General features: G+C 63.8%; 29 protein-coding genes. 16 read left to right on the top strand and 13 right to left on the bottom strand.

Annotated elements, in window-relative coordinates; translation table 11 throughout:
* The first annotated feature begins 565 nt into the window (after positions 1-565).
* The gene (locus AC6I6L_RS03360) at positions 566-1,138 is read left to right on the top strand and encodes a HalX domain-containing protein (RefSeq protein WP_497916297.1); all 573 of its coding nucleotides are present in this window, start codon (positions 566-568) and stop codon (positions 1,136-1,138) included.
* A gap of 72 nt (positions 1,139-1,210) precedes the next feature.
* Here the strand turns inward: AC6I6L_RS03360 and AC6I6L_RS03355 are convergent, their stop codons facing one another.
* From AC6I6L_RS03355 to nikR, 5 genes are all read right to left on the bottom strand, one after another.
* A complete protein-coding gene (locus AC6I6L_RS03355; RefSeq protein WP_497916296.1) occupies positions 1,211-3,178 on the bottom strand; it encodes a PAS domain S-box protein in 1,968 nt (655 codons plus the stop codon).
* A 131-nt stretch (positions 3,179-3,309) separates the two neighbouring features.
* Entirely contained in the window at positions 3,310-4,461 is a 1,152-nt protein-coding gene (locus AC6I6L_RS03350) for an acyl-CoA dehydrogenase family protein (RefSeq protein WP_497916295.1), read from the bottom strand.
* 95 nt (positions 4,462-4,556) lie between these two features.
* Entirely contained in the window at positions 4,557-4,985 is a 429-nt protein-coding gene (locus AC6I6L_RS03345; RefSeq protein WP_497916841.1) for a hypothetical protein, read from the bottom strand.
* Positions 4,986-5,081: 96 nt separating this feature from the next.
* Positions 5,082-5,459 (bottom strand): cupin domain-containing protein, encoded by a 378-nt coding sequence (locus AC6I6L_RS03340; protein ID WP_497916294.1) that lies wholly within the window; start codon positions 5,457-5,459, stop codon positions 5,082-5,084.
* 86 nt (positions 5,460-5,545) lie between these two features.
* A complete protein-coding gene (gene nikR / locus AC6I6L_RS03335) occupies positions 5,546-5,974 on the bottom strand; it encodes a nickel-responsive transcriptional regulator NikR (protein WP_497916293.1) in 429 nt (142 codons plus the stop codon).
* Positions 5,975-6,153: 179 nt separating this feature from the next.
* On the opposite strand from nikR, the gene AC6I6L_RS03330 reads away from it, so the two are divergent.
* Positions 6,154-6,945 carry a creatininase family protein gene (locus tag AC6I6L_RS03330; RefSeq protein ID WP_497916292.1) on the top strand — a complete coding sequence of 264 codons (792 nt, stop codon included), beginning with the start codon at positions 6,154-6,156 and terminating at the stop codon, positions 6,943-6,945.
* A 573-nt stretch (positions 6,946-7,518) separates the two neighbouring features.
* A complete protein-coding gene (locus tag AC6I6L_RS03325) occupies positions 7,519-8,331 on the top strand; it encodes a mechanosensitive ion channel family protein (protein WP_497916291.1) in 813 nt (270 codons plus the stop codon).
* Between the two features lie 17 nt (positions 8,332-8,348).
* Here the strand turns inward: AC6I6L_RS03325 and AC6I6L_RS03320 are convergent, their stop codons facing one another.
* On the bottom strand, positions 8,349-8,909 hold the full coding sequence (locus AC6I6L_RS03320) for a hypothetical protein (protein WP_497916290.1): 561 nt from the start codon (positions 8,907-8,909) through the stop codon (positions 8,349-8,351).
* Between the two features lie 130 nt (positions 8,910-9,039).
* On the opposite strand from AC6I6L_RS03320, the gene AC6I6L_RS03315 reads away from it, so the two are divergent.
* On the top strand, positions 9,040-9,480 hold the full coding sequence (locus tag AC6I6L_RS03315) for a DUF1467 domain-containing protein (protein WP_497916840.1): 441 nt from the start codon (positions 9,040-9,042) through the stop codon (positions 9,478-9,480).
* Between the two features lie 90 nt (positions 9,481-9,570).
* The gene (locus AC6I6L_RS03310) at positions 9,571-10,014 is read left to right on the top strand and encodes a hypothetical protein (protein ID WP_497916289.1); all 444 of its coding nucleotides are present in this window, start codon (positions 9,571-9,573) and stop codon (positions 10,012-10,014) included.
* Between the two features lie 30 nt (positions 10,015-10,044).
* Here AC6I6L_RS03310 and AC6I6L_RS03305 read toward each other — a convergent pair whose 3' ends face one another.
* Positions 10,045-10,713, bottom strand: a complete 669-nt coding sequence (locus tag AC6I6L_RS03305) for an O-methyltransferase (RefSeq protein ID WP_497916288.1) — start codon at positions 10,711-10,713, stop codon at positions 10,045-10,047.
* A 115-nt stretch (positions 10,714-10,828) separates the two neighbouring features.
* Between AC6I6L_RS03305 and AC6I6L_RS03300 the strand changes: the two genes are divergently transcribed.
* Together AC6I6L_RS03300 and AC6I6L_RS03295 are read left to right on the top strand one after the other, a co-directional pair.
* On the top strand, positions 10,829-12,628 hold the full coding sequence (locus tag AC6I6L_RS03300) for a sensor histidine kinase (protein ID WP_497916287.1): 1,800 nt from the start codon (positions 10,829-10,831) through the stop codon (positions 12,626-12,628).
* A 73-nt stretch (positions 12,629-12,701) separates the two neighbouring features.
* Positions 12,702-13,145 (top strand): dCTP deaminase/dUTPase family protein, encoded by a 444-nt coding sequence (locus tag AC6I6L_RS03295; RefSeq protein ID WP_497916286.1) that lies wholly within the window; start codon positions 12,702-12,704, stop codon positions 13,143-13,145.
* Between the two features lie 106 nt (positions 13,146-13,251).
* Here the strand turns inward: AC6I6L_RS03295 and AC6I6L_RS03290 are convergent, their stop codons facing one another.
* The 3 genes from AC6I6L_RS03290 to AC6I6L_RS03280 are packed head-to-tail and all read right to left on the bottom strand — an operon-like array spanning position 13,252 to position 16,103.
* On the bottom strand, positions 13,252-13,671 hold the full coding sequence (locus AC6I6L_RS03290; RefSeq protein ID WP_497916285.1) for a hypothetical protein: 420 nt from the start codon (positions 13,669-13,671) through the stop codon (positions 13,252-13,254).
* Positions 13,672-13,722: 51 nt separating this feature from the next.
* Positions 13,723-14,523, bottom strand: coding sequence for an enoyl-CoA hydratase-related protein (locus AC6I6L_RS03285; RefSeq protein WP_497916284.1), 801 nt, complete (start codon positions 14,521-14,523; stop codon positions 13,723-13,725).
* Complete coding sequence (locus AC6I6L_RS03280) at positions 14,523-16,103, bottom strand: long-chain-fatty-acid--CoA ligase (RefSeq protein ID WP_497916283.1); 1,581 nt, start codon at positions 16,101-16,103, stop codon at positions 14,523-14,525. The genes AC6I6L_RS03285 and AC6I6L_RS03280 overlap by 1 nt, the downstream gene beginning before the upstream one ends.
* A 212-nt stretch (positions 16,104-16,315) precedes the next feature.
* On the opposite strand from AC6I6L_RS03280, the gene AC6I6L_RS03275 reads away from it, so the two are divergent.
* Genes AC6I6L_RS03275 through AC6I6L_RS03265 form a run of 3 tightly spaced genes read left to right on the top strand, consistent with a single transcriptional unit; the run spans position 16,316 to position 18,813 of the window.
* Positions 16,316-16,930 (top strand): universal stress protein, encoded by a 615-nt coding sequence (locus AC6I6L_RS03275; RefSeq protein WP_497916282.1) that lies wholly within the window; start codon positions 16,316-16,318, stop codon positions 16,928-16,930.
* A gap of 23 nt (positions 16,931-16,953) precedes the next feature.
* Positions 16,954-17,589, top strand: coding sequence for a DUF7998 family protein (locus AC6I6L_RS03270; protein WP_497916839.1), 636 nt, complete (start codon positions 16,954-16,956; stop codon positions 17,587-17,589).
* A gap of 6 nt (positions 17,590-17,595) precedes the next feature.
* Entirely contained in the window at positions 17,596-18,813 is a 1,218-nt protein-coding gene (locus AC6I6L_RS03265) for a hypothetical protein (RefSeq protein ID WP_497916281.1), read from the top strand.
* 24 nt (positions 18,814-18,837) lie between these two features.
* Here AC6I6L_RS03265 and AC6I6L_RS03260 read toward each other — a convergent pair whose 3' ends face one another.
* A complete protein-coding gene (locus AC6I6L_RS03260; protein ID WP_497916280.1) occupies positions 18,838-20,097 on the bottom strand; it encodes a cation:proton antiporter in 1,260 nt (419 codons plus the stop codon).
* Between the two features lie 94 nt (positions 20,098-20,191).
* Between AC6I6L_RS03260 and AC6I6L_RS03255 the strand changes: the two genes are divergently transcribed.
* The gene (locus tag AC6I6L_RS03255; protein ID WP_497916279.1) at positions 20,192-20,803 is read left to right on the top strand and encodes a DUF8159 domain-containing protein; all 612 of its coding nucleotides are present in this window, start codon (positions 20,192-20,194) and stop codon (positions 20,801-20,803) included.
* 38 nt (positions 20,804-20,841) lie between these two features.
* Here the strand turns inward: AC6I6L_RS03255 and AC6I6L_RS03250 are convergent, their stop codons facing one another.
* On the bottom strand, positions 20,842-22,224 hold the full coding sequence (locus AC6I6L_RS03250) for a hypothetical protein (RefSeq protein WP_497916278.1): 1,383 nt from the start codon (positions 22,222-22,224) through the stop codon (positions 20,842-20,844).
* A gap of 145 nt (positions 22,225-22,369) precedes the next feature.
* Here AC6I6L_RS03250 and AC6I6L_RS03245 point away from each other — a divergent pair, with 145 nt between their 5' ends.
* The gene (locus AC6I6L_RS03245; RefSeq protein WP_497916838.1) at positions 22,370-22,753 is read left to right on the top strand and encodes a MoaD/ThiS family protein; all 384 of its coding nucleotides are present in this window, start codon (positions 22,370-22,372) and stop codon (positions 22,751-22,753) included.
* Positions 22,754-23,056: 303 nt separating this feature from the next.
* Here the strand turns inward: AC6I6L_RS03245 and AC6I6L_RS03240 are convergent, their stop codons facing one another.
* Positions 23,057-23,743: a competence/damage-inducible protein A gene (locus AC6I6L_RS03240; protein WP_497916277.1), complete on the bottom strand. Its 687-nt coding sequence runs from the start codon at positions 23,741-23,743 to the stop codon at positions 23,057-23,059.
* A gap of 176 nt (positions 23,744-23,919) precedes the next feature.
* Between AC6I6L_RS03240 and AC6I6L_RS03235 the strand changes: the two genes are divergently transcribed.
* The 4 genes from AC6I6L_RS03235 to queC all read left to right on the top strand — a co-directional run bounded on the left by AC6I6L_RS03235 (position 23,920) and on the right by queC (position 26,544).
* Positions 23,920-24,276: a helix-turn-helix domain-containing protein gene (locus tag AC6I6L_RS03235; protein ID WP_497916276.1), complete on the top strand. Its 357-nt coding sequence runs from the start codon at positions 23,920-23,922 to the stop codon at positions 24,274-24,276.
* Positions 24,277-24,495: 219 nt separating this feature from the next.
* Positions 24,496-24,963 carry a 6-pyruvoyl trahydropterin synthase family protein gene (locus tag AC6I6L_RS03230; RefSeq protein WP_497916275.1) on the top strand — a complete coding sequence of 156 codons (468 nt, stop codon included), beginning with the start codon at positions 24,496-24,498 and terminating at the stop codon, positions 24,961-24,963.
* A gap of 1 nt (position 24,964) precedes the next feature.
* A complete protein-coding gene (locus AC6I6L_RS03225; protein WP_497916274.1) occupies positions 24,965-25,774 on the top strand; it encodes a 7-carboxy-7-deazaguanine synthase QueE in 810 nt (269 codons plus the stop codon).
* A 32-nt stretch (positions 25,775-25,806) separates the two neighbouring features.
* Positions 25,807-26,544 carry a 7-cyano-7-deazaguanine synthase QueC gene (gene queC / locus AC6I6L_RS03220; RefSeq protein WP_497916273.1) on the top strand — a complete coding sequence of 246 codons (738 nt, stop codon included), beginning with the start codon at positions 25,807-25,809 and terminating at the stop codon, positions 26,542-26,544.
* The last annotated feature ends 24 nt before the right edge of the window (positions 26,545-26,568 follow it).

Below are 26,568 nucleotides of genomic sequence, written 5' to 3'. Positions count from 1 at the left end.
TCACATCCGTTCCCCGCTCGCTATCCGTGGTTCTCGCTCACTCCGTTGCTCGCGGGTCACATCCGTTCCCCGCTCGCTATCCGTGGTTCTCGCTCACTCCGTTCGCTCCGAACCACGCTCGCTCCGAACCACGCTCGCTCCGAACCACGCTCGCTCCGAACCACGCTTCCATCGTCCGATCGGGTGCGCACTGACGTTCAGTGACGACTATCGTTGCCGCGGGCGGCCCGCTCAATTACCTGGCCGTTCCGCGCGGCTGGAGCGCGAAACGGGTGCGTTCGAGACTCTGGACGCGCCAACGAGGACGTACTCCGGCTGCGACGGCTGAGAGACTCCCACCGAGCCAGGATTGCTGTATCTCCGCCGGGATAAACGGCCGCAGCCGAATCGGTGCGAACTCGACTCGATTTCGAGTCATCCGTGGCGTCACCATTTCGTTTCCTGTGACAGTATCGGTCGGTGATAAATTATAATTAATTTGAGATGTGGTCGCGAGATTTATCACCCCTAGGAACAATGTGTGAGCCGTGGCTGTAATCGATGATGAGAACAGAGGGGCCAGCCAATGAGTGACGGGCCGGACGTGCTCGTCGTAGACGACGAATCACGTCTTGCAGATCTGTTTGCAGCGTGGCTCGGCATTGACTGGACTGTCGAAACGGCATACGACGGGTCAGAAGCGCTCGAAAAGATGACTGACTCCGTCGAGGTCGTGTTGCTGGATCGACGGATGCCGGGGCTCTCCGGTGACGAAGTCCTCGAACAGATCCGCGAAGACGGGTACGACTGTCGCGTCGTCATGGTGACGGCGGTCGACCCCGATTTCGACATCATCGAGATGGGGTTCGACGACTATCTCGTCAAACCCGTCTCGAAGGACGAACTCGTCGACATGGTCGAGGACGTTTCGGATCGATCGGATTACGAGTCGGACATCCAGGAGTATTACGCGCTCGTCTCGAAGAAAGTGCTGCTGGAATCCGAAAAGGCAGAGCGCGAACTCGCGGACAACGAGGAATATCAGGACCTCTGCGATCGCGTTGCAGAACTCGGCAAACGCGTTGACGATAGCATCTCCGGGATGACCTCCCACGACGATTTCGTCGGTGCCTTCGAGGACCTCCAACCCGAGAGCTAACTTCGTCTCTTTCACTCGATACCCGGAACGGTCCCATCCGACGTTCTCTCACACCTGAAGGGTCTCGTCTGGCTATCGTTCGAACTCGAAGCGCGCACCCCCCGTCTCGCTTTCTGTCGCCGTAACCGACCAGCCGTGGCCGGTGGCGACCTCTCTGACCACCCAGAGACCGATCCCGAGTCCGTCAGACGACGACGAAGAGACCGACGGATCGAAGAGGCGGCCACGCATCTCCTCGGGAAGTCCTGACCCGTCGTCTTCGATGAAAAAACCGGCAGGGACCGCAGCCGAGTTCGTGTCCGTCCCGCCCGACGCTTCGTCGATCGGACCGAGACGGATCGAGAGATCGTTCCCGCCGTGTTCGACTGCGTTTCGAAAACTGTTCTCGAGCAGCCGCAGGAATTGCGATCGATCGGCGTCGAACGTCATCGATTCCTCGACTGAGAGGGTCGCCTCCTCCGTCGAGACGTTTTCCCACGCTTCGGTTGCGATCGTCTCGAGGTCGACGGATTCGACGTCGGTCGCCCACTCGCCGTCTCTGGCGATCGCGAGGACGTCGTCGATGATCGACTCCATCCGATCGAGCCCGTCCCGAACGTCCGCGGCGTGGTCGATCGATCCGGTCTCTTCGAGCAGTTCGAGGTATCCCTGCGAAACGCTCAGCGGGTTCCGAAGGTCGTGGCTGACGATCGATGCGAACGCGTCCAGACGCTCGTTTTGCTCGCGGAGTCGTCGCTCGGTGCGTTTGCGTTCTGTTATGTCTCTGACGACCCCGACCGAGCCGAGAGACTCGCCGTCTCGATCGAGGACGGCCAGTTGGACTTCACAGTGAATCCTCGAGCCGGATTTCGTGGCAAGAGTCATCTCGAGTACTGCCGTGGTGTCGTCGCCCGTGAGCAGTTGCTGTGTCGTCTCCTCGTTGGCCTCGATGTCTTCTTGCTCGAACAGCAACGAGACGTGTTCGCCAAGCAGGCCTTCCCGGCTGTAGCCAGTCATCGAGACGAGCGCGTTGTTGACCGTCATGAGATGTCCCGAGGCGTCGACGACGTACATGCCGTCGCCCGCAGTCTCGACGAGTCGCTCGTACCGGTGAAGCGTCCGCGCTTGCTGGTCGATACGGCCGCGAATCGAGATCGAATCGAGGATGTGTGAGGCGGTGTCGGCCACGGAGGCGATCGCGTCTCGCTCGGGTGCGGACAGCGGTCCGGGGGCGTAGATGACGAACACGCCGTAGAACTCGTCGTCCGAGGCGAGCGGCGCGACGGCGACGGATTCGACCTCGTGGTCGGCCGCATGGTCGCCAAACGGAACGGCGCTTTGATTGCTGACGACGTCCGAACAGACCTGCAACTCTCGGCTACGCATCGTTCGCTCGAGCGGTGGATAGCGCCCGCTACCGATGCTGAACGTCCGTTGCATCGGCCACACCATCGCGTCGGGGTCGGTCAGCCACGGGACGACCTCGCGCTCGCCGCGGTCGTACTCGCCGACCCAGGCGAACGTGAACCGATCGCTGTCGGTGAACTCCCCGCGAAGTACCTGTTCGACGGTCAACGGCGAGGTCGCGTCCGCCACTCGTCGCCTGACGGAGCCGACGAGGGTGTCGAGGTCGGCGGTGCCGCCGCGAACGATCGCGTCTTCACCGCTGGCGGTTTCGGTGCCTCCATTGGTGTCGCCATCGGTTTCGATCCCGTCGGTTACCGCAGCCGCCAGTCGGCCCATCGAATCGTCTCCGTCGGCGCGTGCGACCACTTCCGTCAGTACGTCGACGGAGTCGGCGGTCTCGTCGCCCCAGTGGACGAACGTCGGCGTCTCCGGTGCCGTCGACTCGACTGCGTCGACGAGTTCGGAGACGTTCTCGATCGTCCCTGCGTCGACAACGATCGCATCGATCGATTCTCCCTCCTCCTGCAGTCGGTCGACCGCCGTCGCCGTCTCCTGGGCGATAACGACGTTGGCCGGCGTCTCCGTCAGTGCCAGCGTGACCGAGGCCCGCGTCGAGCGGTCACTGCTCACACAGAGGACGTGCGGTCGGTTCATACGAGTCGGGTTCGATATAGTCAGACACCTCCATCACTGCAGCAGCCTTGCGTCTACGTCCACGAATGACGGGGTGACTGATTGTTCTTTCGACCAATCGGTTGACAGGCGGCGGAATGCCGTCCGCGTCTTCACCTCGCTTGCCCGTAGACGAGGTTTCGCTGGACTTCGTTCGCCCCCTCGTAGATGACCGGGATCCGTGCGTCTCGGTAGACGCGGGCGATCCGGCGCTCGTCTAAGATCGATCGACCGCCGTGGAACTGCATCCCCTGTTCCGAGACCTCGACGGCGGTCTCGGTCGCCTTCGTCTTGGCCATCGCGGCCCAGTAGCCGGCGTTGGTTCGGTTGTGAACCTTCTCACAAGCGCGCCAGGTGAGCGCGCGGGCGCTTTCGAACTCGATGAGCATGTCCGCGAGTCCGTGCTGTACCGCCTGAAACTCGTTGATCGTCCGGCCGAACTCCTCGCGGTCGTGGGTGAACTCCCAGGCCTCTTCGATCGCGGCCGCGGCAAGCCCGAGACCGTGGCCGGAGACGATGACGCGGCCGTGATTGAAGAAATCGGCGAGCATCATGAACCCGGCCCCCTCGTGGCCGATCAGGTTCTCCTCGGGGATCCGGCAGTCGTCGAACGTGATGTGGGCCTGTTTCGAGGCGCGCATCGCCATCTTCTCGGGGATGTGTTCGGCCTCGTAGCCGTTCGTGTCGGTGGGGACGATGAACATCGAGTGATTCCCGTAGCGGTTGTCCTCGTCGTCGCCGGTGCGCGCGTAGAGGGTTATCCAGTCGGCTTCGACCCCGTTACCGATCCAGTACTTCTCGCCGTTGAGAACGTACTCGTCGCCATCCTTTTCGGCACGCGTCTGCATCCCCGCGAGGTCGCTTCCCGTCTCGGGTTCGGAGACCGCGAGTCCCGAAATCTGTTCGCCCGCCGCAACCGGCCGGATGTACTCCTCGCATTGCTCGTCGGAGCCGTACTCGTAGGTGATCTCACAGCCGAAACTCGCGAGCTGGAGCGTCAAGGCGATACCCGCATCCGCCCGGTAGAACTCCTCGGTGAGCGCGAGCAGTTGGGGCAAATCTAGACCTCGACCGCCCCACTCCTCCGGGATATCCTGAGCGACCAGATTTGCCTCCTGACCCGCTTCGAGGATGTCGTGAGGGTACTCACCCGCCTGAAAGTACTCCTGGGCGTTAGGTTCGATGTGCTCGCGGGCGAACTCGCGGGCCTCGGCTTTGATGTCGTGTGCGTGCTCCGGGACGATGCTGTCGTCGAGCAGGTCCATATCACGGTTGTTGGTGTCAGCGTTTGTATAGCCGGTGGGCAACGTTGCAAGGCCGGCCGTCGTCAGTGGGTGATCGCTTTACGGTTCCGTGCCGCTCATCTGAGCGCTCGAAGGAGGTCGTCCGTCGGCAAGTCGGCGTGCTGATCCAGTCGCCAGATGTCCCAGGCGACGTCACAGAGAAGGTGACAGTAGAGTACGAGGCCCGTGACGATCGCGAGCGGGACGCTCACCGCGGCAGCGAGGGCGACGACGACACCGCCGATCACGAGGTGGCTCAGGAGCCGCGAGAGCACGCCAACGTCCCCGGGGTCGAAGATCCGGTCCTGGTCGCTGACGGCCGCGGTCGGCGTCCGAAGACAGAACCGGAGCGCGTCCCAGCTGCCCGTTTTGAACCGCGCGATGAGGAAGTGATCGAAATCGACGAACACGCCGAGGGCGGTTCCGTAGGCGACGACGATCGTACCGGGGACGATCGTTCCACCGACGCCGATCGGTGGGAGTGCGTAGACGGCGAGAATCGAAATGAGAAGCGAGATGACCGCGTGGTGTTTCGAGTAAATCGACGCTCACCCGTCACCGACCACGACGGGCGGCTACTAAACCGTCGGGGCGCGACCGACCTAGCCGGCGAATCCGGAGAGGAGCCACTCGTCGCCGTCGCCGTCGTCGTCCCCGATACTGGGAGCGCTGACGAGGACGAACGCGCTCTCTCGATCGCCGTTTTGGATCTGTCGCGTCGATTCGGGCGGAATCCACAGCGCATCGCCGGTCTCCATCTCGACGGGGTCGTCGTCGACGATCACCGTCGCGTCCCCCTCGATTAGCACGTACACTTCTTCGTGGTCGTTGTCGGTGTGGTCGTGGGGTTTGCTGTTCCAGCCGGGATCGCAACGAGCGACCGTCACACCGACGCGTTCGGTTTCGAGCGGCTCGCTGAGAAAGTGCATCGCACTGGAGACCTGATCGACCTCCTCGTAGTTGACTTTCCGGTAAGACATACTGGCCTCTTCGTCTCGACGACAGTAAAACTATGCTGCTCGGGTGTCCGCGATCGATCGCGGGTACCACGGTATAAGCGTACCTCTCAGGCGTCCTGAGAAATCGGATCGAAGCTATCGACGGGCGTGACGGAGTAGTCGACGGTCAGCGCGTCTTTGGTCGCGCGGATCTTGCCGACGAACGTCGAGATGTCCTCTAGTTCGCCTTCGAGGACGAACAGTTCCATGCAGTAGTGATCGCCGACGTGGCTATGAAAGTTCGAGGCGACGAGATCCTCGTGTTCGTGGCGCAGGTGCATCATTCGCTCTTCGACGCTCGTGGTCTCGTAGTCGAAGAGGACGGTGACGATGCCCATCAGGTCGCGGTCTTCCAGTCGGGTGTCCTCGAACTCGCCGAGCAGATTTCGCGAGGCTTCCCTGACGACTTCGCTTCGGCCGGTGTACCCGTGCTCGTCGGCGAACTGATCGAGTCGCTCGAGCAGTTCGTCGGGCATGGAGACGCTTACGACTGCCATATAATAACTCAACTGCCTAAATCTATTAAGGTTTATCATACGTCTCGCAGCCGTCGGTTCGAGGCCGCCGCGGTTTGGTCCGAACGCCGTGCAGACCGCGGTCGCGACCCACCCTCGCGTCAGTCTCGAGAGTGGCGATCGGCCACCGATGTTTTGCGAACGCGGGTGTATCGAAACGTATGTACCTTCCACACGAGACCTGGCCCGATCTCGCCGAGTCGGCTGCGGACGAATCGCTCGCCGTCGTTCCCGTTGGATCGACCGAGCAGCACGGTCCCCACCTCCCCGAAGGGACCGACCACCTGATCGCCGAAGCGCTTGCGCGCGAAGCGACCGATCGCACCGGCGTCCTCTGTACGCCGCCGCTTCGGATTGGCGTCAGTTCCCACCACCGGCAGTTTCCCGGGACCATGTGGGTCGACGCGCCCGTCTTCCGGGACTTCGTCGAGAGCTTCTCGCGAAATCTTACGTATCACGGGATCGATCGCATCGTCTACGTCAACGCCCACGGCGGGAACGTCGCCCACCTCCGGGAGGTCGGACGGCGACTGTACGAGGACGAGACGGCCTACGCGATCGAGTGGATGTGGGACGAGTCCATTCCGGACCTCATTGAGGAGGTGTTCGAGACGCCCGGTCCCCACGGCGGCCCGAAGGAGACGGCGATGATCATGCACATCGCTGGGGACCTCGTCCGAGACGATCGACTCGAGGAGGCCCGCGACGGCGGCGCGGTGTTCGACGACGACGCCGAACGGGTCCACGGTGCACACACGTTCTACGACTGCATCGAGAACAGTCCGAACGGCGTCTTCGGTGACCAGACCGACGCGACGCCCGAAATCGGCCAGCGGCTCTTCGAGGCCGCGACGGACCAACTCGTCGCCTTACTCGAGTGGCTCGACGCACAGCCGACCGCGGATCTCGTTCCGGCGTCGCGCGTCGACTCGGGGTCCGAGCGGCGTGAATAGGTCCGCTCCCGGAAGCTGCAGGCACCGGTGAGCTAACCGTTCATTACCGGAATGACCGGAGAACGCGAGGAGAGGCGACACTCGTCGGACTGTCTCTGTGCCGTCTGGTCCCCAGTTCGATCGATTCCGACGTCGTATCGTCGGTTCTGCCGCGGTAGCCGTCACCCGAGGAGCGATCGGACGTCCGGAGGGGCTGACCGGGGAGTTCCCCTCTCGCTACGGACGGTGAGAGAGCGATCGGTCGCCTGCGGGTTATGAATGAAACTCGGTACGTACGACGAAGTGCAGTCTCTGCGTTGCGAACCGCCGTGGCGTGACCGTACGCACGGATCGCAGCGAGACTGCCAACTGTCGCTTATCGGTAGCAGGCGAGACTGTCGTCGCGACTCGCCACTGGAATCTCACTCGCCGGAGAATCGCCTCCGCCATCGATCCGCCACGGTACGCACGACGCGCAATTCGGGTTAACGGACACTTCAATCGAGCCGTCGTCTTCAGCCACGATAGGTTATTTTCACGACACTTTAATAGCCACTCAATTACAAAGCCCGGTGCGGGACACCGGTTCCATGTATGGTACACCCGATACCCGCCCAACAGGTACAGGTCCCCGACTGGCTTCAGGACCCAGTCGCAGAACTCATCGTCTTCCTCCCGCGTCTGGTCGGTGCGATCGTCATCCTCCTCATCGGCTGGATTATCGGTCGGATCGCCGCGGGCGCGGTCAGACGACTCGCCGACGGTATCGAACTCGATCGCCTGGTCCTCGAAACGCCGATCGGGCGCATACTCGGCGGCACGGAACGGGCCGTCTCCAGCGCGTTCGGATCGCTCGCGAAGTGGTTCGTCTACGGTCTGGCAATCCTCGCGGCCGCGAACGCGCTCGCGATTCCGACGCTATCGGAGTGGGTCTCGACGGCCGTCTCCTACCTGCCGGCGTTTATCGCCGGGTTGCTCGTCATCATTCTCGGCTTCGTCGTGGCCGACTTCATCGGTGACGTCATCGAGCGCACGCGCGCAGCGACCGAGACCGCCTACGCGAGCTGGTTCGCCAACGGTGCCCGAATGTTCCTCTACTTTACGGCGATCGTGATCGGCCTCGACACGATGGGAATCGACGTGGGCATTCTCTACGTGTTCGCGCGAGCGCTCGCGTGGGGCCTCGCGGCCGCCGTCGCGATCGGTGCCGGCGTCGCGTTCGGCTGGGGCGGCAAAGACTACGTCGCAGAGAACATCGATCGGTGGATGGGACGGACGAACGCCGTCGCACCGGGCGGAGGCGGTTCCGAAACGACCGGTGCCGAACAGCCGAGTGGCAGTCAGTCTCGCCGGACCGATCGTGATCCCGGCTCCGAACCGGGTCCCGGTCCGAGCGACGACGACTGATCGGTAGCAGGCGGCCGTCACTCCGTCGCGGCTCGAACCCTATTTTGTCGATCGATCGACGTGTGCGGAAAGAGCGGTTTGATTGGGACGACGACATACGACGCGACGAGCTGGCCGTTCGATGGCCGACACTTCTCGAGGCGGGTTACGGTGTACGTCTCCGGATACCAGTCCTCGATATCGTCGAGGATGGTCTCGAACGCGTCCTCGTCGAACTGGTCTGCGGGGACGGAATCCGAGACGACCGCGAGACCGCGCATTCGGGCGTAAACATCGATTCGTCCCTCGAAGACGAACTCGAGCGCCTCGATGCAATCGTGGAGAGGCTCAGACGACGGCCCGTCACTCACCGTCGGCAGGGAGACGTAGGCCCGGTATCGATCGGGACGACTCGTGACGTGTCGGTTCCAGCGTCGTTTCAGGGACTGCACGACCTTCAGGAACTGCACGAGGATTCCTCCAATGGATCCTGCGGCGAGCGGTTCGATCTCGACGTCCCCGAAACTGCTGTCGTACTCGTTCGCAGCCCAATCGCGATCGACCGCTCGACCAGTGTCAGGTTCCGCATTCGTGCTCACGTTCGTCTTGTCGGCACTGGTAATACACGCTTTGCTATCGGCCGCGACGGACAATCGTTCACGAATCCGACGTATCGACGCCGTCGGTTCGCGAGCGTTTTGTACAGTAGCCGACTAGCGGTCGTCGATGATGTTTCGACCGTCCGCCCCTCGGTGGTCCCCGCTGTTCGCCGGTTCCGTCGCTGCCGTCATCGTCGGTGTCGCAATTAATACCGGCTTGGAGTCGCCATACCGGGTGGCACCCGCGCTGATATTGATCGCCACCGGGGTAGCCGGCGTCGCTAATTCGGCCCGTGACGGCTCCGTCGATCGACTCCGCAACCAGACGCGACGCTGGTGGACCGTTGCGATCGCGGCGTTTCTACCGTACGCGCTGGGAACAGCCCCCGCAGACGAGTCCGCCGCGGCCGTCGGGGCCGCGTTTACCGGCCCGACCGCCGGACTCGTCGTCGAGTCGGTGGCCGGTGGGACGGTCTGCTGTGCCGTCGCGATGACGGTACTGTACGGATTCGCCAGCTACGGAATCCATCCTGGACGACCGTCGCCCGAGGAACGGGTCAAAGACGAGTAACGTGATGTGTACCGCGAGAACACGGGAACGGATCGCGGCCCAACAGGTATATGTACGATCGCACATTCTTCCCAGCAAACGGAGCCTGACGTGATCCCAAACGCTCGCCGTCCGGTTCGACACCTGCTCGCCATTTCGTTCGCCTGTTTCGCCGTTGCCGGCGTCGCAGGCGGGACACTCGACGCCCTCGTACCGACGGTCGGGGCGACGGTGCTGGCGATCGTCGGCGTCTACGCCCTCGCCAGGTACGCGAAAGCCGTCACCCGGCGAGCACTCGCTCTCGTCGCACTCGGCAGCTGGTTCGCGTTCCTTCCGGTGGCCGGTCTTCACGGAATCGGACTCGAGACGCTCGGAGCGATCGCGCCCGGCCCGGCGACTGCAACCGTTCTGATCATCTCTGCAACCACGTGGGGGACGTTCCTGTCCGCCTGCGGAGCGACACTGTTTCTCGGCTTTCGAGAGTACGGCTCCCAGACCGGGAGTGAGGCCCCCGAAGAACGGGTTCTCGACGGTGAGACACCCACCGAATACTGATTCTGTCGCGCATCCGCCGCGATTGCTCACCTATTCGATACGATAGCTCACCGCAATCCCCTCGCCCAGCGGGAGGACGATCGTCTCGAAGGCCGGATCGGCGGTGACGCGCTCGAGATAGTCCGCGATGCCTTGCGTGTGCTCGTTGACCGCTTCCGGCGTCTCGCCTTCTGCAAGCGCCAGGAGTTTCTCGAACTCGATCGGCCCGGCCGTGATCGCGTTGTCGGCAACGATAACGCCGTCGACCGGAATCTTCGACCTGACCGCCTCGAAGGCATCCGCGTAGCGATGTTTCTGGTGGTCGATCAGGACGACCTCGAAGGGGCCGTCGTACCGCTCGATCGTCGCCATCGCGTCACCGAGTTCGTACCGAGCACGATCGTCGTAGCCGCCGCGAGCCATGTACTCCCGGGCGAGGTCGAGTTCATCCTCGTCGACTTCGGTGAGCACGATCTCGCCGTTTTCGGGAAGCGCCTCAGCGAACCAGTACGCCGAGTAGCCGTAGCCGGATCCGAACTCGAAAATCCGTTCGGCGTCGGCCAGCCGAGCGACGATCCGGAGGGCGGCCCCGACCTCGGGACCGACGTGCGGGAACCCTTCCTCTGTGGCATATTCGTCCATCTCGCGAAGCGTCTCGTCGGGGTCGGGTCCGATCGCGCGAACGAAGCGGGTGAGGTCTGCGGAAAGAACGCCGTCCATAGCGGACCGTCCGTCTCGAACAGCATAGCGTTCCGGGTTGCGCACATCCTGATCGCGACCAGCGGATGCGATCGGTGCCACAATTCTCTTTAGGCCGCCTTGAGATGTGCGGATTGTGATACGCTGGATCCACGTCCTGTTATTCGGCGTGACGGCGCTCATCTGTCTCGGAATCGCCGAGTGGGTCCGACGACGATCGGACGACCGCGCAGGGCGAATGATGGTCCTGTTACTCATTCTCGATGCGATCTGGGCTGGTACCATCGCGGTCCAGCTTTCCGTCCCAGCGATCTGGTGGCAGGAGTTCTGGGTGCTGGTATGGATACCGGTTTCGTTTGCCATTCCGGCCGTCTGGTTCGTCTTTACCATCGTCTATACCGGCCGCGATCACTGGCTCACGCGACCGGCGCTCGCCGGCATCGGGCTTTCGACGATCGTTCCACCGGCGCTCCTGATGACCGATCGCTATCACGGGCTGATCGGCAGGAATCCGCAGTGGACCACTGAACCGTTTCCACATCTGGTCACGACCGTCTCGGGCGAGTACCTGTTCTTGCTTTCGTTTCTGTACGTCTACCTCTTCGGCGGGCTGACCGCGATCGGACTGCTGGTCGTCCGCTCGCGAAACGTCTCGCGAGTCCAGAGTACGGCGCTGTTCGTCGGTGCCCTGTTTCCCGTCGGACTGAACATCGCGAGAATCGCCGGCGTGCTTCCTGCGCCCGGCGTGGAGTATACGGCCCTCGGTGCGGTCGTGTTCGGAGGCGGAGTCGCGTGGGCGCTGTTCAACAGCCGTCTGTTCGCCGTCGCACCGCTCGCCCGCGACGCCGCACTGGAGGTCGTCGGCGAGGGAATCGTGCTCGTCGACGAGACGCTGACGATCGTCGACTACAACAGCCGAGCGACCGACTTGCTCCCGAAACTCGCCTCTCCCGGCAAAACACCGCTTCCGAACCGCTATCCCGACATCGTCGACGACTCCGGCTCGTTTTCCCCGTCGATGACGGTCCACCGAAACGGACTCGATCGCAAGATCGTCATCGAGGAGACGCCGATCGAACGCGGTGGACAGCGGTACGGATTCGTTGTCATCGTCCGGGACGTAACCGAGCTCGAATCCTACGCGGCGGAACTCGAGGCGAAGACCCAACGACTCGAACAGTTCGCCAGTCTGGTCTCACACGACCTCCGGAACCCCGTAGCGGTCGCCCGCGGCTACACCGATCTCGCCGTCGAAACCGGCGACCTCTCGCACCTCGAGAAGACGACCCACGCACTCGATCGAATCGACGAACAGATCGAAGTCCTGCTCACGATCGCCCGCGAAGGCAACGGACAGGGCTCACTCGAGCCACTCGATCTCGAGGTGACGGCCAGAGAAGCCTGGGAAACCTCCGATATCGGCCGTGCGTCGCTGTCGATCGATGTCGACCCGAAGCAGATCCTGGCCGATCGATCGACGCTTACGCAACTGTTAGAGAATCTGTTTCGGAACGCCGTGGATCACGGATCCACGAGCAGTCGGCCACGGGCCGACGACACTGTCGACCACGGGTCGACAAGCCCTGCTTCGCGGGTTCAGCAGGACAGCGTGGATCAGGGCACCGTAACCGACTCCGGCGCGAGCGATCGAACGGCAACCGAACCCGTCCGCGGCGAGGGCGTCGAGGTTTGCGTCGGCTCGCTGGATGACGGTTTTTTCGTCGAGGACAACGGTCCCGGCATTCCGGCCGACCAACGCGGTGAGGTGTTCGAGTACGGGTTCACGACCGACAGCGGGGGAACCGGTTTCGGGCTGGCGATCGTCGAACGCCTCGCGTCGAGTCACGGCTGGGCGGTCTCGGTGACCGAGGGATCGCTCGGCGGTGCCAGATTCGAGTTCCGAAACGTCACGATGGACGATCACCAGACCGGGTAACCGGCCGCCAGGCCCGGATCGATCGGTCCACGACGCATCCTTTTTCCCGTTCCGAATCGTCATTCCACTCGATATGCCCGCCGAGAATCCCCTCGCGGCGATCGTCGACAATCTGGTGTACGAACCGGTACAGGTCCACGAACACGGCGTCGATCTGACGGTGAGCGCCGTCTACGAGGTCGCAGCGTCGGGTCAGATCGACTTCGGCGGTGACGAACTCGAAGACGCCGACCTCGAACCGGTGCCGACCAACCGCCGCGACGCCGCCGACGAGTACGGCTGGTGGGAACTCGATGAGGGCACCTACGTGATCCAGCACAACGAGTTCCTGACCGACCCCGATCGGCCGCTGCTCCTCCAGCCCCGAAACGAACTGCTCGCACGCGGTGGCTCTCACCCGACCGTGCAGGTGGTCTCCCATCTGCCGCTGATTCCGCTGACCGTTCCCGACGGGGGTCTCGATCTCAAAGAAAACGCGCGTGTCTCGACGCTCGTCCCGTTCGGGGGCGGCGACTGATACGGATCGGTGTACTCACGTGCCGGCGATCGCCAGGAGATCCGAAAGTACCAGCGCACAGTTCGCATACTGAGAGTGTCACCATCACGGGGTGGGTGCTATCGCATCACCCGAGGAACTGGAGCCAGTCGGTTGCAGCGGCCCACAAAACGGCCACGCTGAGAGCCATCGGCATCACTTTCGTGGCTCCAAAGAATCCCCCCATCAGTACGATCAACAGGACGGCTCCGCTCCCGGCCAGTAGTCTCCACCAGCCGAACGGAACCCAGATCTCGACTACTGCGAGGGCAGCGCAAAAAAAGAGGGTTCCCGCGATCATGGCGAGGAATAATCCGATAAGCGGCAGGTCCGACGAGATCGTAATCTGGCCTAACAGCCCGCTATCGCCATCGCTCCAGGGCCAGACCCACCGCAGGAGACCGCCGAACTCCTGTTGGGCCTCTCCCTCCAGCGGAACGAGATACGAAGCCGCAAAGTGGGCCTGTACTAGCAGAAGCGCTGAAAACAGCCATTTTGCGGTCGTCATACCGTCTGTAGGCCATCCCGGAATAAAATCCTAGTTGCGCGTTCTCCTCCCTCACCGACCCTCGAACTCGGGATCGCGATCCTCGAAGAAGGCCGTCGCACCCTCCTCGTGGTCGTCGGTCGCGAAAACGATCCCCTGTGCGGTCGCCTCGTCGATCAGCGCCTGCTCGATCGATTTGTCCAATCCTTCACCGATGAGGCGTTTCATCTGTCGCATCGCCACCGGTGGGCCGGAGACGATCGTCTCGAGGAACTCCTCGACCCGCTCGTCGAACTCGTCGTCGGCGTAAACGTGATTTACGAGACCGAGGTCGTCCGCGCGATCGGCACCGACGATGTCACCCGTCAAAACCAGTTCCTGGGCGACGTTCTCACCGACGACTCGCGGCAGGAGATACGACGTGCCGGCGTCGACGCTCAGGCCGACCTGCCGGAAGACGAACCCGAAGACGGCGTCTTCGGTCGCGAGCTGTACGTCACAGGCTAGCGCGAGGTTCGCACCCGCGCCGACGGCCGGCCCGTCGACGATCGCGATCGTCGGCAGGGGGAACGCGACCAGCCGCGCGATCGTCTCGTTGGTCGTCCGTTCGAGGTACCGGACGCGCTCGTCGATCGACAGGTCGCGCTGGATACCCTCGATCATCGCCTCGATATCGCCGCCGGCGGAAAACGCGCCGCCGGAGCCTTCGACGACGACACAGCGGGCGTCGCTGTCTTCGATCTCGTCGAGTGCATCGTCGATTCCCGCGCCGATTTCCGCCGAGAGGGCGTTTCGCCGGTCTGGCTGGTCGAGCGTGATCGTCGCGACTCCCTCCGGTTCGATCTCGAGGAGCACTGCGTCACCGAGTGCCATCACTCGGCCTCCGACGCCGACGCGTCGCGACCGCGGAGCTTGAACTTCTGGACCTTGCCGGTCGTCGTCCGCGGGAGTTCCTCGACGAACTCGACCTCGCGGGGGTGTTTGTACTCCGCGAGGCTGGTCAGACAGTACTGTTTGATCTCTTCCGGCGTGGTATCGGAGCCGGGCGTGGGGACGACGTAAGCTTTGACCGTTTCGCCCCGTCGATCGTCCGGGATACCGACGACGGCGGCGTCCGCGACGGCCTCGTGCTCGAAGAGTAATTCCTCGACTTCCCGCGGGTAGACGTTGTAGCCGCCGGTGACGATCATGTGCTTTTCGCGATCGACGACGTAGAAGAAGCCGTCCTCGTCGTGGTAGCCGAGATCGCCCGTGTGGAACCAGCGGTTGCCGTCGGCCTCCGTGAACGCCTCCTCGTTTGCCTCCGGAAGGCCGTAGTAGCCTTTCATGACGTTCGGCCCGGCGACGACGATCTCGCCGGTGATCTCCTCGAGATCCGCCTCGTCTTCGTCGACCGGCCCCTCCTCGACTGGCGGCACGTCTTCGAACTCGTCGTCGACGACGCGCGAATCGACGCCGGGAACCGTCTTGCCGACGCTGCCGACGCGGCGGCCCTCTATTGGGCTGTTGAAGTGGGTGATCGGGCTGGTCTCGGTCAGCCCGTACCCCTCGTACAGCTTGACATCGTAGCGTTCCTCGAATCGGCGGAGCACTTCGACGGGGATGCCGGAGCCGCCCACACCACAGAGTCGCAACGAGGAGAGGTCGAACGACTCGGCGTCGGGCTGGTTGATCACGTCGTTGTACATCGCGGGAACGCCGTGCATCAGGGTGAGTTCCTGGTCTTCGACGATCGAGACGGCTTCCTGAGCGTCCCATTGCGGGACCGCGTAGTAGGTCCCGCCGTTGAACAGCGTCGCGTTCATCACGACGGTCATCCCGTAGATGTGAAAGAGCGGGAGGACCCCGAGTTGGCTATCGTCGGGGCGGACGCCGTCCGGGATGAGCTGGTTCGCCATGTTCGCGTTCGAGGCCAGGTTCTCGTGGGTCAACTGGACGCCCTTCGGCTGCCCCGTCGTCCCGCTGGTGTAGGGCTGGACGGCGACATCGTCGTCGGCGCGATCGATGATACCGGGCGCGCCGCGCACGAGGAACTCCTCGAACGGCGTTGCGCCCTCGGCCTCGCCGCCGACGCTAACGACGTGCTCGACCGACGTCTCGTCCTGGACCTCCGTGACGAAGGGAACGAGGTCCGCGAGTGCGACGACGACTCTGGCCTCGCTATCTGCGAGCAGGTGTCCGATTTCGCGGGCCTTGTACTGGGGATTCATTGGCACGACGACGCCGCCGGCCCGTAGGGTTCCGTGGAACGCGATGACGAACGGCGGCACGTTCGGCAGATAGATCGCGACGCGATCGTCCGCCCCCACCCCCCGCTCTTCGAGTGCGGCGGCGAACGCTCCGGTCTGCGCCCAGAACTCCTCGTAGGTGGTTTCTTCACCCTGGAATCCGATCGCGGCGTTCTCCCCGTGCTCCTCGACGGCTGTGGCGACGGTAGTGACAAGGTTTGCCATGTCCTGTGATCCACGTTGCCGTGTATCTTAAAAAAGGTTTACACTGTTCGAGTAAATTGGCACTCTCGCTTACCGAGTGTAATTTTTCGAGAGGGCGGACGACGACGCGGGTATCGCGCGGCGTCGCCGATGCGGCGGCGGCCAGCCCGATTTTCCGTACGGTGTGTGGACTCGAGTATATTTACCCCCGGCGACCCAACGATCTGCAGACGATGTACGACGACGTGCTCATCCCGACGGACGGAAGCGACGGCACGCGCCGGGCGATCGACCACGGGTTGACGATCGCCGACCGCTTCGGCGCGACGGTTCACGCGCTGTCGATCGTTCCGGAGGGACCGTTGGGGACTCTCGAGGGCGACGAGGCGACTCGGGCGGCACAGCGAGCCGTCGCCGGACTCGAGGCCGCTGCCGAAGACGCTGGGGTTCCCGCGACCACCGCGATCCGGAACGGGGTGCCCCACGAGGCGATTCTCGAGTATGCGGACGCGGAGGGCATCGATATGATCGTCATGGGAACACAGGGACGAACCGGACTCGATCGCGTCCTCGTCGGAAGCGTCACCGAGCGACTCGTCCGGATGGCCGACGTCCCGGTCGTCACCCTCAGGCTCACCGACGAGATCGAGATCGATGACGCCGACGAGGCAACGCGTATCGCACGCGAGGCGGCCGCACAAGCCGGCTACACAGACATCTCTGTAGCAGGGACTCCGCATCGAACGAGCGGATCGTGGTCGGTCTCCCTCGAAAGCGACGCCGGTCCGATCGAGGTCACCGTCGACGCCGTCACGGGGGAAACGAAACTCGACGAGTCGATCGAGTGAGCGACCGCAACGAGAACGGGCACATGTTCGGGATGGGGTACTGGGAACGCTCGTCCGTACGTGCACGTATGAACCCATTTTCACGCGGACGGGACGCGGACAACTCGACGACCGATCGCGGGTTCGACGACTGGGGAACGTTCGTCGCGGACTTCGTTCCCGACCCAGGCCCGTTTCTGGCGGACCACGACGTGCTCTCCGGCCGGCGACACGCGGCCTTCCACGCGCTTACCCGCGAACTCTTCGAGGAACGCGGCGTTTACGACGCGACGTTCGGCTACAACCTCGCGAAACTCAATCTCGATCGTCGCCACCCCGAAGCCGGCTTTCGGTACGCCGATGACGCCGAGGACCCGACCGTGTTGCGAGCCGAGTTCACCCCGACCACCGAGTTTTGTCCACAGGCCGACGCCCTCGTCAAGGGGGCGTTTCGGGCCTGGAACGGCTGTCGCGATCGTCACGAGTACGATCTGGTTCGCGTTCGCGTCCACCCCTCCCACCACCGGGAAGGCCCGTTGAACGACTCCCTCGAACGGTTGGAAAACGAGTTCCGCGAGACCGGGGTCGTTCCGGGTGCATCAGGTAGCGCACCCGCCGAAGGGCAGTCGGCCGACCCCGGCACAGACGACCCGGGAGACGGCGAACCGGCACCCTTCTGAGATCGCATGGTCGCCAGCAGTTCGGTGACGATCGCCCGCTGGTCCCGCGCGTTCGTCGGCATCGGCGTCGGCTTCTTTCTCGCGTGGCACCTCGCTGTTCTCGCCGGCTACCCGCGATCGGCGACCGTCTCGCTCGGTCTCTACGGCTTCGTCTTCCACGTCGTCTTCGGGAAGGCCTACCAGCTGATTCCCTCGTACTTCGCCCGCGAACTCGCCGTGCCCTCTGCGCCGAAGGTCCACCTCCCGCTGGCGATCGTCGGAACCGTCGGGCAGTTCGCGAGCGGTGGTGGAATCGGCCCGACCCCCGACGCTTCCGGCGTTCTGGGGGCGGCGTGCTGGCTCCTCGGGACGCTCGTCTTCGTGGGGAGTCTCGCCTGGACCGTCCGCGGGAACCTCTCCGGACGGGAGACGGGAACCGGGAGCGTCGACGCACACCGAACGGCGATCGATCGCCGTGCGAACGCCCTGGTCCCAGTCGTCGCACTCTATTTGCTCGCGGGGTCGACGCTGCTGGTTCTCGAGCACGCGAGTGTTCGCGCCCCATTCGTCGGGGGCGGCCCGGCGACCACGCACGTGCTCGCCGCCGGGACGGCGACGCTGCTCGTGTTCGCGATCGGATTCAGGCTGCTCCCTCGGCTCCTGGTCGTCTCGCCGCGACCGGCACTGGTCGCCGTCGTCTTCCCCGCGGGCGCGATCGCACCGGCGTTGCTCGCGATCGACTTCCACGGCGTTCGCGGTGGACTCGGCTTCCGACTCGGTGCGACGGGACTGGCTCTCGCGGTCGTCGGCTTCGCCGTTTCCTACGCCGACCTCTATGGTCGGAGCGAGCGCCGTCGCGTCGGCGGCTTGACGATTCTGGCCGGTGCAATCGCTGGCGTCCTCGCCGTCGCGCTCGGGTTCTCGTTCGCGACCGGTTGGCTCCCTCTCGACGGCTCGGACGCGTACGAGGCCCACTACCGACTCGCTGTGGGTGGCTTTCTGGGACTTACGATCGTCGGCGTCTCTTACCACTTCTATCCGCCCGCCGTCTCGTCGCGACGGTTCGTCGACGAGCGGGCGGCTGCCGCGGCGTCGATCGCACTCCTCGCCGGAATGGGTCTTGAGGTAACCGGCCTGCTCGGAGGCACTCCCTCGCTCGTGGACCTTGGACGGACGATTGCGGCGATCGGTGCGATCCTGTACGCGATCGTCGTCGCGACGGTGTTTCTCGAGCGACCGGTCTGAATCGGTCGCTCCGGCCGCGTGTCGTCAGTCGCCGGAGAGGCGATTCACGACCGGCGTTGCCGTGACTCCGTGGACGACGATCGAAATGACGACCACGGTCCCGACCAGCGCCCACAACAGGTCGGCGTCGGCAAACGCGCCCTCGTTCAGCCCGTGTGCGAGGTAGTAGAACGAGCCGATTCCCCTGATACCGAAGAACGCGATGGTTCCTCGCTCGCTCCAGTCTCGATCGAACCACAGCAGGCCGACGGTCCCGGCGATCGGACGCACGACGAAGACGATCGCCACGGCTGCCAGCAGGCCCTCGAACGTCAGCGGCGCGAGCAGGCCGCCGGCGATCGCCCCGCCGAAGAACACCATGATGACGGCCATCACCGTCTGCTCGGCCAGTTCGCTGATCTCGTGTAAGGACTCGTTGTAGTCGTGTGACCGCTCGTAGTCCCGAATCGCCACCGCAGCGACGAACACTGCGATGAAGCCGTACGCACCGGCGAGTTCCGTGATGCCGTAGACGAACAGCGTTCCCGCGACCGCCTCGAGTCCCTGGACCGACCGGGCTATCCGGGTGTCGGGATTCGTCAGGAAGACCGCCCAGGCGATTATCCGGCCGAGACCGATCCCGAGAATCGCGCCGACAGCAATCCTGTACATCACGTCGATCAGCAGCCACTCCCCGATCCAGTTGCCTGGGGCGATGCCGATGAGCGCGATCGCGATCGCGAGGTTGGTAAAGGGAAAGGCCAGGCCGTCGTTCAGTCCCGCTTCGGACGAGAGCGCGAACCGGACCTCGTCCCCTCTCCCCTCCCGACCCGGGACGGCCTCTGCTTCGGTTCCTTCCCCGGGATCTTCTACCTGCACCGCCGATGCGAGCACGGGGTCGGTCGGCGCGATACAGGCACCCAGCAGTACCGCCGTCGGAACGAACAGGCCGACGTACCACCAGCCCAGCAGAGCCGCGCCGGCGATCGATAGCGGCATCGTAACCGCGAGCAGCCGCCACGTCGACATCCAGGACCGTATCCCGGGGATGCGATCGAGCTTCAGTCCCACCGCCATCAGTGCGATGATGACCCCGAACTCCGCGAGTCGCTCGGTCGTGTGACCCTGTTCGAGCGGGTCCGGCGGCGGAAGACCGGTCGGAAGACCGTAGACGAGTATTCCGAACGCGACGAAGAACATCGGGAGCGAAATCGCTCGATCGGAGGCGACCCGCGGTAGCACGGCCACGCCGAACAAGACGATCCCCAGCAGGACCAGCAAGATGTCGTACAACTCCAGCGCCATCGATGTCTTCGAACGAAGGATAATGCCGTCCTTGAGTGCGATGCCGGCGTTTGCAGAATTAACCCGTATGGTTGTGGAGCGACGAACGAATAGTATGAACGCAAAGCCACCCGCAAACGACGACGGGCGGCGATCGACAGCAACACGACGCCGTCTGCTCCGGTGGGGCGGGCTCTCGGGCATCGTTGCGCTGAGCGGCTGCACCGAGGACATCGGCGAAGAACTGCCGACGAACCGGAACTGGCCCACGTCCGAGCTGACGCCGGAACTGCCAGTTACCGAGCAGACAGCCGTACTCGAGCAACGAATCGAGGAACTGGCCGACGCCGAGATCACCCACGAAGATGAGTTCGCCGACGCCTTCGACGACTACGCGCTCGAAGTCGAGTCCGTCGATCGATCGGAGGGAGTCCTGACGATCGAGTACATCAACACGGAGCTGTACGCGGAGGGAAACCTCCACGATATCGGCCCGATCGCGGGCGCGTTCGCGGCACTGGTCGACTCCGGATACGACGTGGTTGGACTCGGGATCACGGTTCTGGACGCAGCCCCGGCGTCGTTCGGAGCGGCTGAGATCGATGCCGAGTGGGCCGAACGGTACAACGAGGGTGACCTTTCGGCCAGGGAGTATGGCGAACTGGTCAAAGAGACGATCAATTCGAAGCGTCACCCACCCGAGGTCGGCGTTTCGCCGCGCGAGTAACGGTGATCCGGAACGGTTGCAGGAGTCTCTCCGAACGGCTACGGCCCGGATCGATCGGGTTCGACGTCCTCGAACTCGCCGCTGGACCCCGCATCGTCCCCGGATTCGATACCAGCGACGAACACGCTGGCGATCCCACCGGGGCCGTGGCGCTGGATCGTTATCAGCATATTCAGGACGAACAGACAGAGGCCGACGGTCACGAGGACGCTACCGGCGACCGCGACCGCCGTCGGGAGGGCGAACAGCGGCCCCGCTGCCAGTCCGAGAAAGCCCGCCAGCGTCAGCCAGAAGTCGGCCCGTTCGAGGCGATCGTCGTAGAGGTCGTCGATCATCGGCACTTGCTCGAAGCCGAGGCGATCGCTGTAGCGATCGAGCCAGATGATGAAGGGGACGATGTGATACAGCGAGCCGACGACGACGAACGCGAAGACGCCGACGAACAGCAGGTTCGTCCCGTCGGGGTGGCCAAAGAGCGTCCCGTAACTGACTGGGTCGAGCCACCACGCCGGAACGGCGAGGGAAAGCCACGCGATCATCGAGACCGCGACGACCCAGTAGCGCTTCGTCATTGGTGACTGGTCCATCGTCGAGTGGAGCAGCAAGCGGACGACGACGATCGCGAACGCCGCGAGGCCGGCGAGCAGCGCCAGCCCACCAACTCGAGCGGCTGGCTCCGACCCGAAGCCCCTCCCAGCAGCGAAGACGACGAGCCCCGCCGGAAAGAGGACCCGTTCGAGCGCGAGGAGCCGATCGTCGAGTCGGTCGAACTCGGCTTGCGTGAACATCCGGGCGAGCTGGGCGAGCGCGCCGACGATCGTCGCGAGTATCGCGCCGTAGAGCGCCAGCGTCGCGTGGACGAGCAGTACGTCGCCTCCCGCGAATCCGGTTCCGTCGAACACCGACGTGGTGAAATCGATCGCGAGGAGGTAGCCAAGCGGTGCGAGGACGGCGAAGGAACCGAGTGCGATCGCGAAGTGCCGTTCGGTACAGTCGAGTGGTCGGGCAACCCACAGCGTCCGGCCGACGTTGTAGACGAACACCAGGAGTCCAGCCAGGATCGCAGCGGCGACGACCGGCAGCCACGCGAGCGCGCCGGCGAGGAGGCAGGCCAGGAAGCCGGCCAGTCCGGCGGTGACGAGCCACAGCTGTGCGATCGCGAGCCGGCGCGAGTGAATCGTGACGCCGGACCAGACGGGGACGAACTGGGTCATCGCACCCATGATCGTCAGCCCGACCCAGCCGAGCAACAGCGCGTGAAGTTGGGCGAGATTCGCGAGTCCCGGAACCGACGTGACGGCCATCGCGATCGTCCCGACGATACCGCCGACCAGAAAACCGAGCGCGACGACGAAGTGGCACAGCGGAATCGCCATCGGCGGCTGCTGGTCGGTCCGCAGTCCACCCGGAATCTGGGTCATGTTCGATCGTACCGTCCCGACGTCCGTCTGACTGTACCCGAACACGTTCGGAACGGACTGTTTGCCCGTTCGCGTCGTACGTCGGTTCGTGACCGCCGAGACTGCGACCCACGAGAGCGACCAGCAGGCACAGCGAGACCAGCAGATCCAGCGAGATCAGCAGGTACAGCAAACGACCGTCGAGGTTCGGTGTACCGGCCACGTCCGGGACGCCGTCGGGAGCCACGACCTCGAGTACACGTTCGAGGGACGCACGCTCCGGGAGTTCCTCGAAGCGTTCTTCGCGGAATACGACGTCGAGGAGATGCTCATTGCCGAGACTGAGGCCGAGGCGGCCCACAGCGGCTGGGCACCCGTTCCCGACGAACTCCCCGGAACCTGGCGAAAGAACCCCGAAGGCGAGCAGACGCGCCCCTACGCCCGCGTCACGATCAACGGTCGGTTCAACGAACACTACGAGGGATTCGAGACGGAACTCACTGCAGGCGATCGAGTGGGATTGATCTACCCGTTCATGTTCTGTTGCTAATCGAGGGACCGGGCTGGATGGCGGTGCTGACAGGTCGACGGGGATGACTGACAGGTCGACGGGGACGATGTGGTCCTTACGCCCCCGCTCTGGCGACGGGCGGACGATCGCAAGAATCGCCGGGACCGCCTGACAGCCGCTCGGTTTCTGAAATATTAAGAGGACAGGGTACGGACCGCCGAGTATGAACGAACTGCACTACGTGCTCGAGACGGAGCTTCCGATGACGATCACCGGCTGGGGCGTGCTGGCACTCGGCCTGCTGGTGACGCTGCTCTGGCTGGTCTATCTGTACCGCTGAGTTCACTCCGGCGACTCGACGCGCTGTCGGAGCCAGGCCGCGGCCGCCGTCGTCGTCGACTCGTCCGGGCTCTCGATCGAAATCCGAACCGACTCGCCGGGATAGCTCCCGACGGCGACGTCGAACTCCTCGCGCAACTGCGCGATGCGATCGAGCAACGCGCTTTCCGGTTCGGCGGCGACCACTTCTTCCCGGTACGTTCGCTCGCCCACGAACTCGGGCGCGACCGTCTCGAACATCGCTTTCATCTCCGCGGGAACGCCAGGAAGGACGTAGACGCGTTCGAGGACGGCACCAGGTGCGACGCCGGCCTCGTTGTGCAGCGCCCGCGCACCTGCTGGCAGTTCCGTCGTCCCCTCGGTCAGGTCCGCACGCGAGTAGCCGTCCTCTTCGAGCCAGGCGAGGGCTGCCTCGTGTTCTTCGAGTCCGCGTCCCAGTGCGGCAGCGACACCCTCCATCGTGAGGTCGTCGTGGGTCGGGCCGAGGCCGCCGGTGACGATCACCGCGTCGTACTCGGCGCGGTACTCGTTGACGACGCGTGCGATGTCGGCGATTCGATCCGGAACCGTCGTCACGCGCTCGACGGTGACTCCTCGTTCGGCAAGGCGGTCACAGAGCCACGTAGCGTTCGTGTTCGCCGTTCGTCCCGCGAGGAGTTCGTCTCCGACGGTAACCACCGCGACGTTCATACTGGTCGCTTCGAACCGGGAGGTAAAATGGCTCTCGTCCGGCGGCTTCGTCAGGTGACCCCGACGACCGCGTCAGACGACCGTCAGCCGAGAGTCGTACGATCGGGGCTGTCACGGCTCTCGGACTGTCCGCACAACCACAAGATTCAATTTTGATAATTGATAACGATGCGATTATGTCACGCGGAGGAATGAAACCTGACGGTCCGGATTCCGGGACGGTCCTCTCGGCGCTGGGGAGCAAGTACAGCGCGGAGATTCTCTGTGCGGCAGGCACGCCGAAATCCGCACAGGCGCTGAGCAACGACATCGAAATCCCGATCGCAACGTGCTATCGCCGCATCGAAGAACTCGTCGACGCGGGCCTGCTAACCTGCGAGGGCCGACAGCTCTCGGAGGAGGGGCGACGAACGAACATCTACCGACGAACGGTCGACCAGATCGAAATCGACTTTTCGACCGATCGGCCGGCGTTCTCGCGCAAGCGGCGAACCGAGGCGAAGAACAGACTCCAGGACCAACTCGAAGACTGATTCCCCCGTCATCGAGAGACGGACCGTCACCCTCCGTTTTCTCGTTTATTTGCTGTTCCGAGACCGCAGAGAACGATGGTAGTCACTGAACACCACTGCATTCCTGATCGCACGAAAGCGGTACGATCGGTGTGTAACTCGTTTCAGTTGTTACTATAGCGCACACACTGCGGACTGCCGATCGATCAGGGTTAAGTACTCCCTCGATAATACCTGAGTATGATCAACGACGGCGGTGCGGAGGATTCGATCGACGCCGACGACGTCGTCGGTCGACGGCGAGTGCTCTACGTCGGGCGCGATCGGCCGATCAGAATCAGTGCCGGCCATCGGCTTCTCCACCACGACGGCAAGTGCTCGCGACCGCACGGGCACAACTACGAAGTGTCCGTCACGATAACGGGCGAACTCACCGAGGAGGGCTGGGTTGCAGACAAAGGCGATATTACCGAGGTCATCGACGAGTGGGATCACATGTTCCTCCTCGAGGCGGGTGATCCGCTGATCGACGCCTTCGAGGCGGCCGGTGACGACGACGCACTCGTCGTCCTCGAGCAGCCGCCGACTGCGGAGGTGATGAGCGTCATCCTCGAGGAGAAACTGCTGGCGGCGCTTCCGGACACCGTCACTGACGTTGCCGTTCAGGTCAACGAAACGAGCGAACTCTGCGGGGGCAGGGCGTTCTGAGATGCCGGTCTCGGATTCGGTGGATCGAGACGGCGCAAGCGCCGACGGCAAAACGGTCGACGACCGCGACGCGCCCGCGGGTTCGACCGACGCCCTCCCGATCAACGAACTGTTCTACTCCCTTCAGGGCGAGGGAACGCTGGCCGGCGTTCCCTCCGTGTTTGTCCGGACCAGCGGCTGTAACCTCCGGTGTTGGTTCTGTGATTCCTATCACACCTCCTGGGAACCGACCCACGCCTGGCTCGATGTCGAGGAAATCGTCGATCAGGTCGAGTCCTTCGAGAACGCGGATCACGTCGTTCTCACCGGCGGCGAACCCATGCTCCACGAGGCGAGCGTCACGCTCCTCGACGCGCTCGCGGAGCGTGGCTACCATACCACCGTCGAGACTAACGGGACGATCTATCGCGACGCGCCGATCGATCTCGCCTCGATCAGCCCGAAACTCGCGAGCAGTACGCCAACCTCGGAGCGTGACCCAACGGGTGACGGCGAATGGGAAACGCGCCACGAGAGCGCCCGTATCGACCTCGACGCGCTCGCGGCCCTCGTCGACGCGTACCCGTTTCAACTGAAGTTCGTCGTCACCGACGAGGGCGACCTCCCGGAGATTCACGAGTTGCTCGCAGATCTTCGTGAGGCGGCGGACGCCCCGGTCGGCAACGAGGACGTACTCCTGATGCCCGAAGGGGCGACTCGAGATCGCCTCGCAGAGACGCGATCGCGCGTCGCGGATCTCGCGATGGATCACGGCTTCCGGTACACGCCACGGCTCCACGTCGATCTCTGGAACGACGCACCCGAGACGTAACGCCGACGAACGATTCGTTTGCCTTTACACCAATGACCGACGCATCCGATTCCGACACCTCGATCGACGAACCGCCCGCCACCCGCCGCGCCGTCGTCCTCCTTTCGGGAGGGATGGACAGCGCCACCGCCGCCTACGAAGCCCGCGATCGCGGCTACGAGATCTACGCCCTGCACACCTCCTACGGCCAGCGGACCGAGGACCGCGAACTCGAATGTGCCCGCCGACTCGCCGACGAACTCGACGCCGCGGACTTTCTGCAGATCGAGACGGGTCACCTCTCTGCGATCGGCGATTCGAGTCTCACCGACGAGGAGATGGCCGTCGAAGACGCGGACATGGACGCCGACGAGATACCCACCTCGTACGTTCCGTTCCGGAACGCGAACCTGCTCGCGATGGCGGTCTCCTACGCCGAGGCCAACGACTGCGAGGCCGTCTTCATCGGTGCCCACAGCGAAGATTTCGCGGGCTATCCCGACTGCCGTCCCGCATTTTTCGAGGCCTTCGAGCAGGTGGTCGACGTCGGCACGAAACCCGAGACCGAGATCACGATCGAGGCCCCGTTCGTCGAGTGGTCGAAAACCGACATCGCGGCCCACGGCGTCGACCTCGGCGTTCCCTACGAATACACCTGGAGCTGTTACCGTGACGACGAACCCGCCTGTGGCACCTGCGATTCGTGTGCGTACCGACTGCAGGCGTTCCAGAATATCGGGGTTCGCGATCCGATCGAATACGCCGAGCGGCCGTCGTACGTCGACGAATAAGAGGTGACGTCAATCGATCGAGGG

The organism is Halosolutus sp. DAT137 (assembly GCF_059736405.1).
Note: the sequence above shows the minus strand (reverse complement) of the source record. Positions and strands in the feature narration are given on the sequence as shown.

Bases quoted from the DNA above. Each gene is read 5' to 3' on its own strand.
- AC6I6L_RS03360 (WP_497916297.1), top strand. From the start codon at position 566: ATGAGTGACGGGCCGGACGTGCTCGTCGTAGACGACGAATCACGTCTT.
- AC6I6L_RS03355 (WP_497916296.1), bottom strand. From the start codon at position 3,178: ATGAACCGACCGCACGTCCTCTGTGTGAGCAGTGACCGCTCGACGCGG.
- AC6I6L_RS03350 (WP_497916295.1), bottom strand. From the start codon at position 4,461: ATGGACCTGCTCGACGACAGCATCGTCCCGGAGCACGCACACGACATC.
- AC6I6L_RS03340 (WP_497916294.1), bottom strand. From the start codon at position 5,459: ATGTCTTACCGGAAAGTCAACTACGAGGAGGTCGATCAGGTCTCCAGT.
- nikR (WP_497916293.1), bottom strand. From the start codon at position 5,974: ATGGCAGTCGTAAGCGTCTCCATGCCCGACGAACTGCTCGAGCGACTC.
- AC6I6L_RS03330 (WP_497916292.1), top strand. From the start codon at position 6,154: ATGTACCTTCCACACGAGACCTGGCCCGATCTCGCCGAGTCGGCTGCG.
- AC6I6L_RS03325 (WP_497916291.1), top strand. From the start codon at position 7,519: ATGGTACACCCGATACCCGCCCAACAGGTACAGGTCCCCGACTGGCTT.
- AC6I6L_RS03315 (WP_497916840.1), top strand. From the start codon at position 9,040: ATGTTTCGACCGTCCGCCCCTCGGTGGTCCCCGCTGTTCGCCGGTTCC.
- AC6I6L_RS03305 (WP_497916288.1), bottom strand. From the start codon at position 10,713: ATGGACGGCGTTCTTTCCGCAGACCTCACCCGCTTCGTTCGCGCGATC.
- AC6I6L_RS03295 (WP_497916286.1), top strand. From the start codon at position 12,702: ATGCCCGCCGAGAATCCCCTCGCGGCGATCGTCGACAATCTGGTGTAC.
- AC6I6L_RS03290 (WP_497916285.1), bottom strand. From the start codon at position 13,671: ATGACGACCGCAAAATGGCTGTTTTCAGCGCTTCTGCTAGTACAGGCC.
- AC6I6L_RS03285 (WP_497916284.1), bottom strand. From the start codon at position 14,523: ATGGCACTCGGTGACGCAGTGCTCCTCGAGATCGAACCGGAGGGAGTC.
- AC6I6L_RS03280 (WP_497916283.1), bottom strand. From the start codon at position 16,103: ATGGCAAACCTTGTCACTACCGTCGCCACAGCCGTCGAGGAGCACGGG.
- AC6I6L_RS03275 (WP_497916282.1), top strand. From the start codon at position 16,316: ATGTACGACGACGTGCTCATCCCGACGGACGGAAGCGACGGCACGCGC.
- AC6I6L_RS03270 (WP_497916839.1), top strand. From the start codon at position 16,954: ATGTTCGGGATGGGGTACTGGGAACGCTCGTCCGTACGTGCACGTATG.
- AC6I6L_RS03265 (WP_497916281.1), top strand. From the start codon at position 17,596: ATGGTCGCCAGCAGTTCGGTGACGATCGCCCGCTGGTCCCGCGCGTTC.
- AC6I6L_RS03260 (WP_497916280.1), bottom strand. From the start codon at position 20,097: ATGGCGCTGGAGTTGTACGACATCTTGCTGGTCCTGCTGGGGATCGTC.
- AC6I6L_RS03255 (WP_497916279.1), top strand. From the start codon at position 20,192: ATGAACGCAAAGCCACCCGCAAACGACGACGGGCGGCGATCGACAGCA.
- AC6I6L_RS03250 (WP_497916278.1), bottom strand. From the start codon at position 22,224: ATGACCCAGATTCCGGGTGGACTGCGGACCGACCAGCAGCCGCCGATG.
- AC6I6L_RS03240 (WP_497916277.1), bottom strand. From the start codon at position 23,743: ATGAACGTCGCGGTGGTTACCGTCGGAGACGAACTCCTCGCGGGACGA.
- AC6I6L_RS03235 (WP_497916276.1), top strand. From the start codon at position 23,920: ATGTCACGCGGAGGAATGAAACCTGACGGTCCGGATTCCGGGACGGTC.
- AC6I6L_RS03230 (WP_497916275.1), top strand. From the start codon at position 24,496: ATGATCAACGACGGCGGTGCGGAGGATTCGATCGACGCCGACGACGTC.
- AC6I6L_RS03225 (WP_497916274.1), top strand. From the start codon at position 24,965: ATGCCGGTCTCGGATTCGGTGGATCGAGACGGCGCAAGCGCCGACGGC.
- queC (WP_497916273.1), top strand. From the start codon at position 25,807: ATGACCGACGCATCCGATTCCGACACCTCGATCGACGAACCGCCCGCC.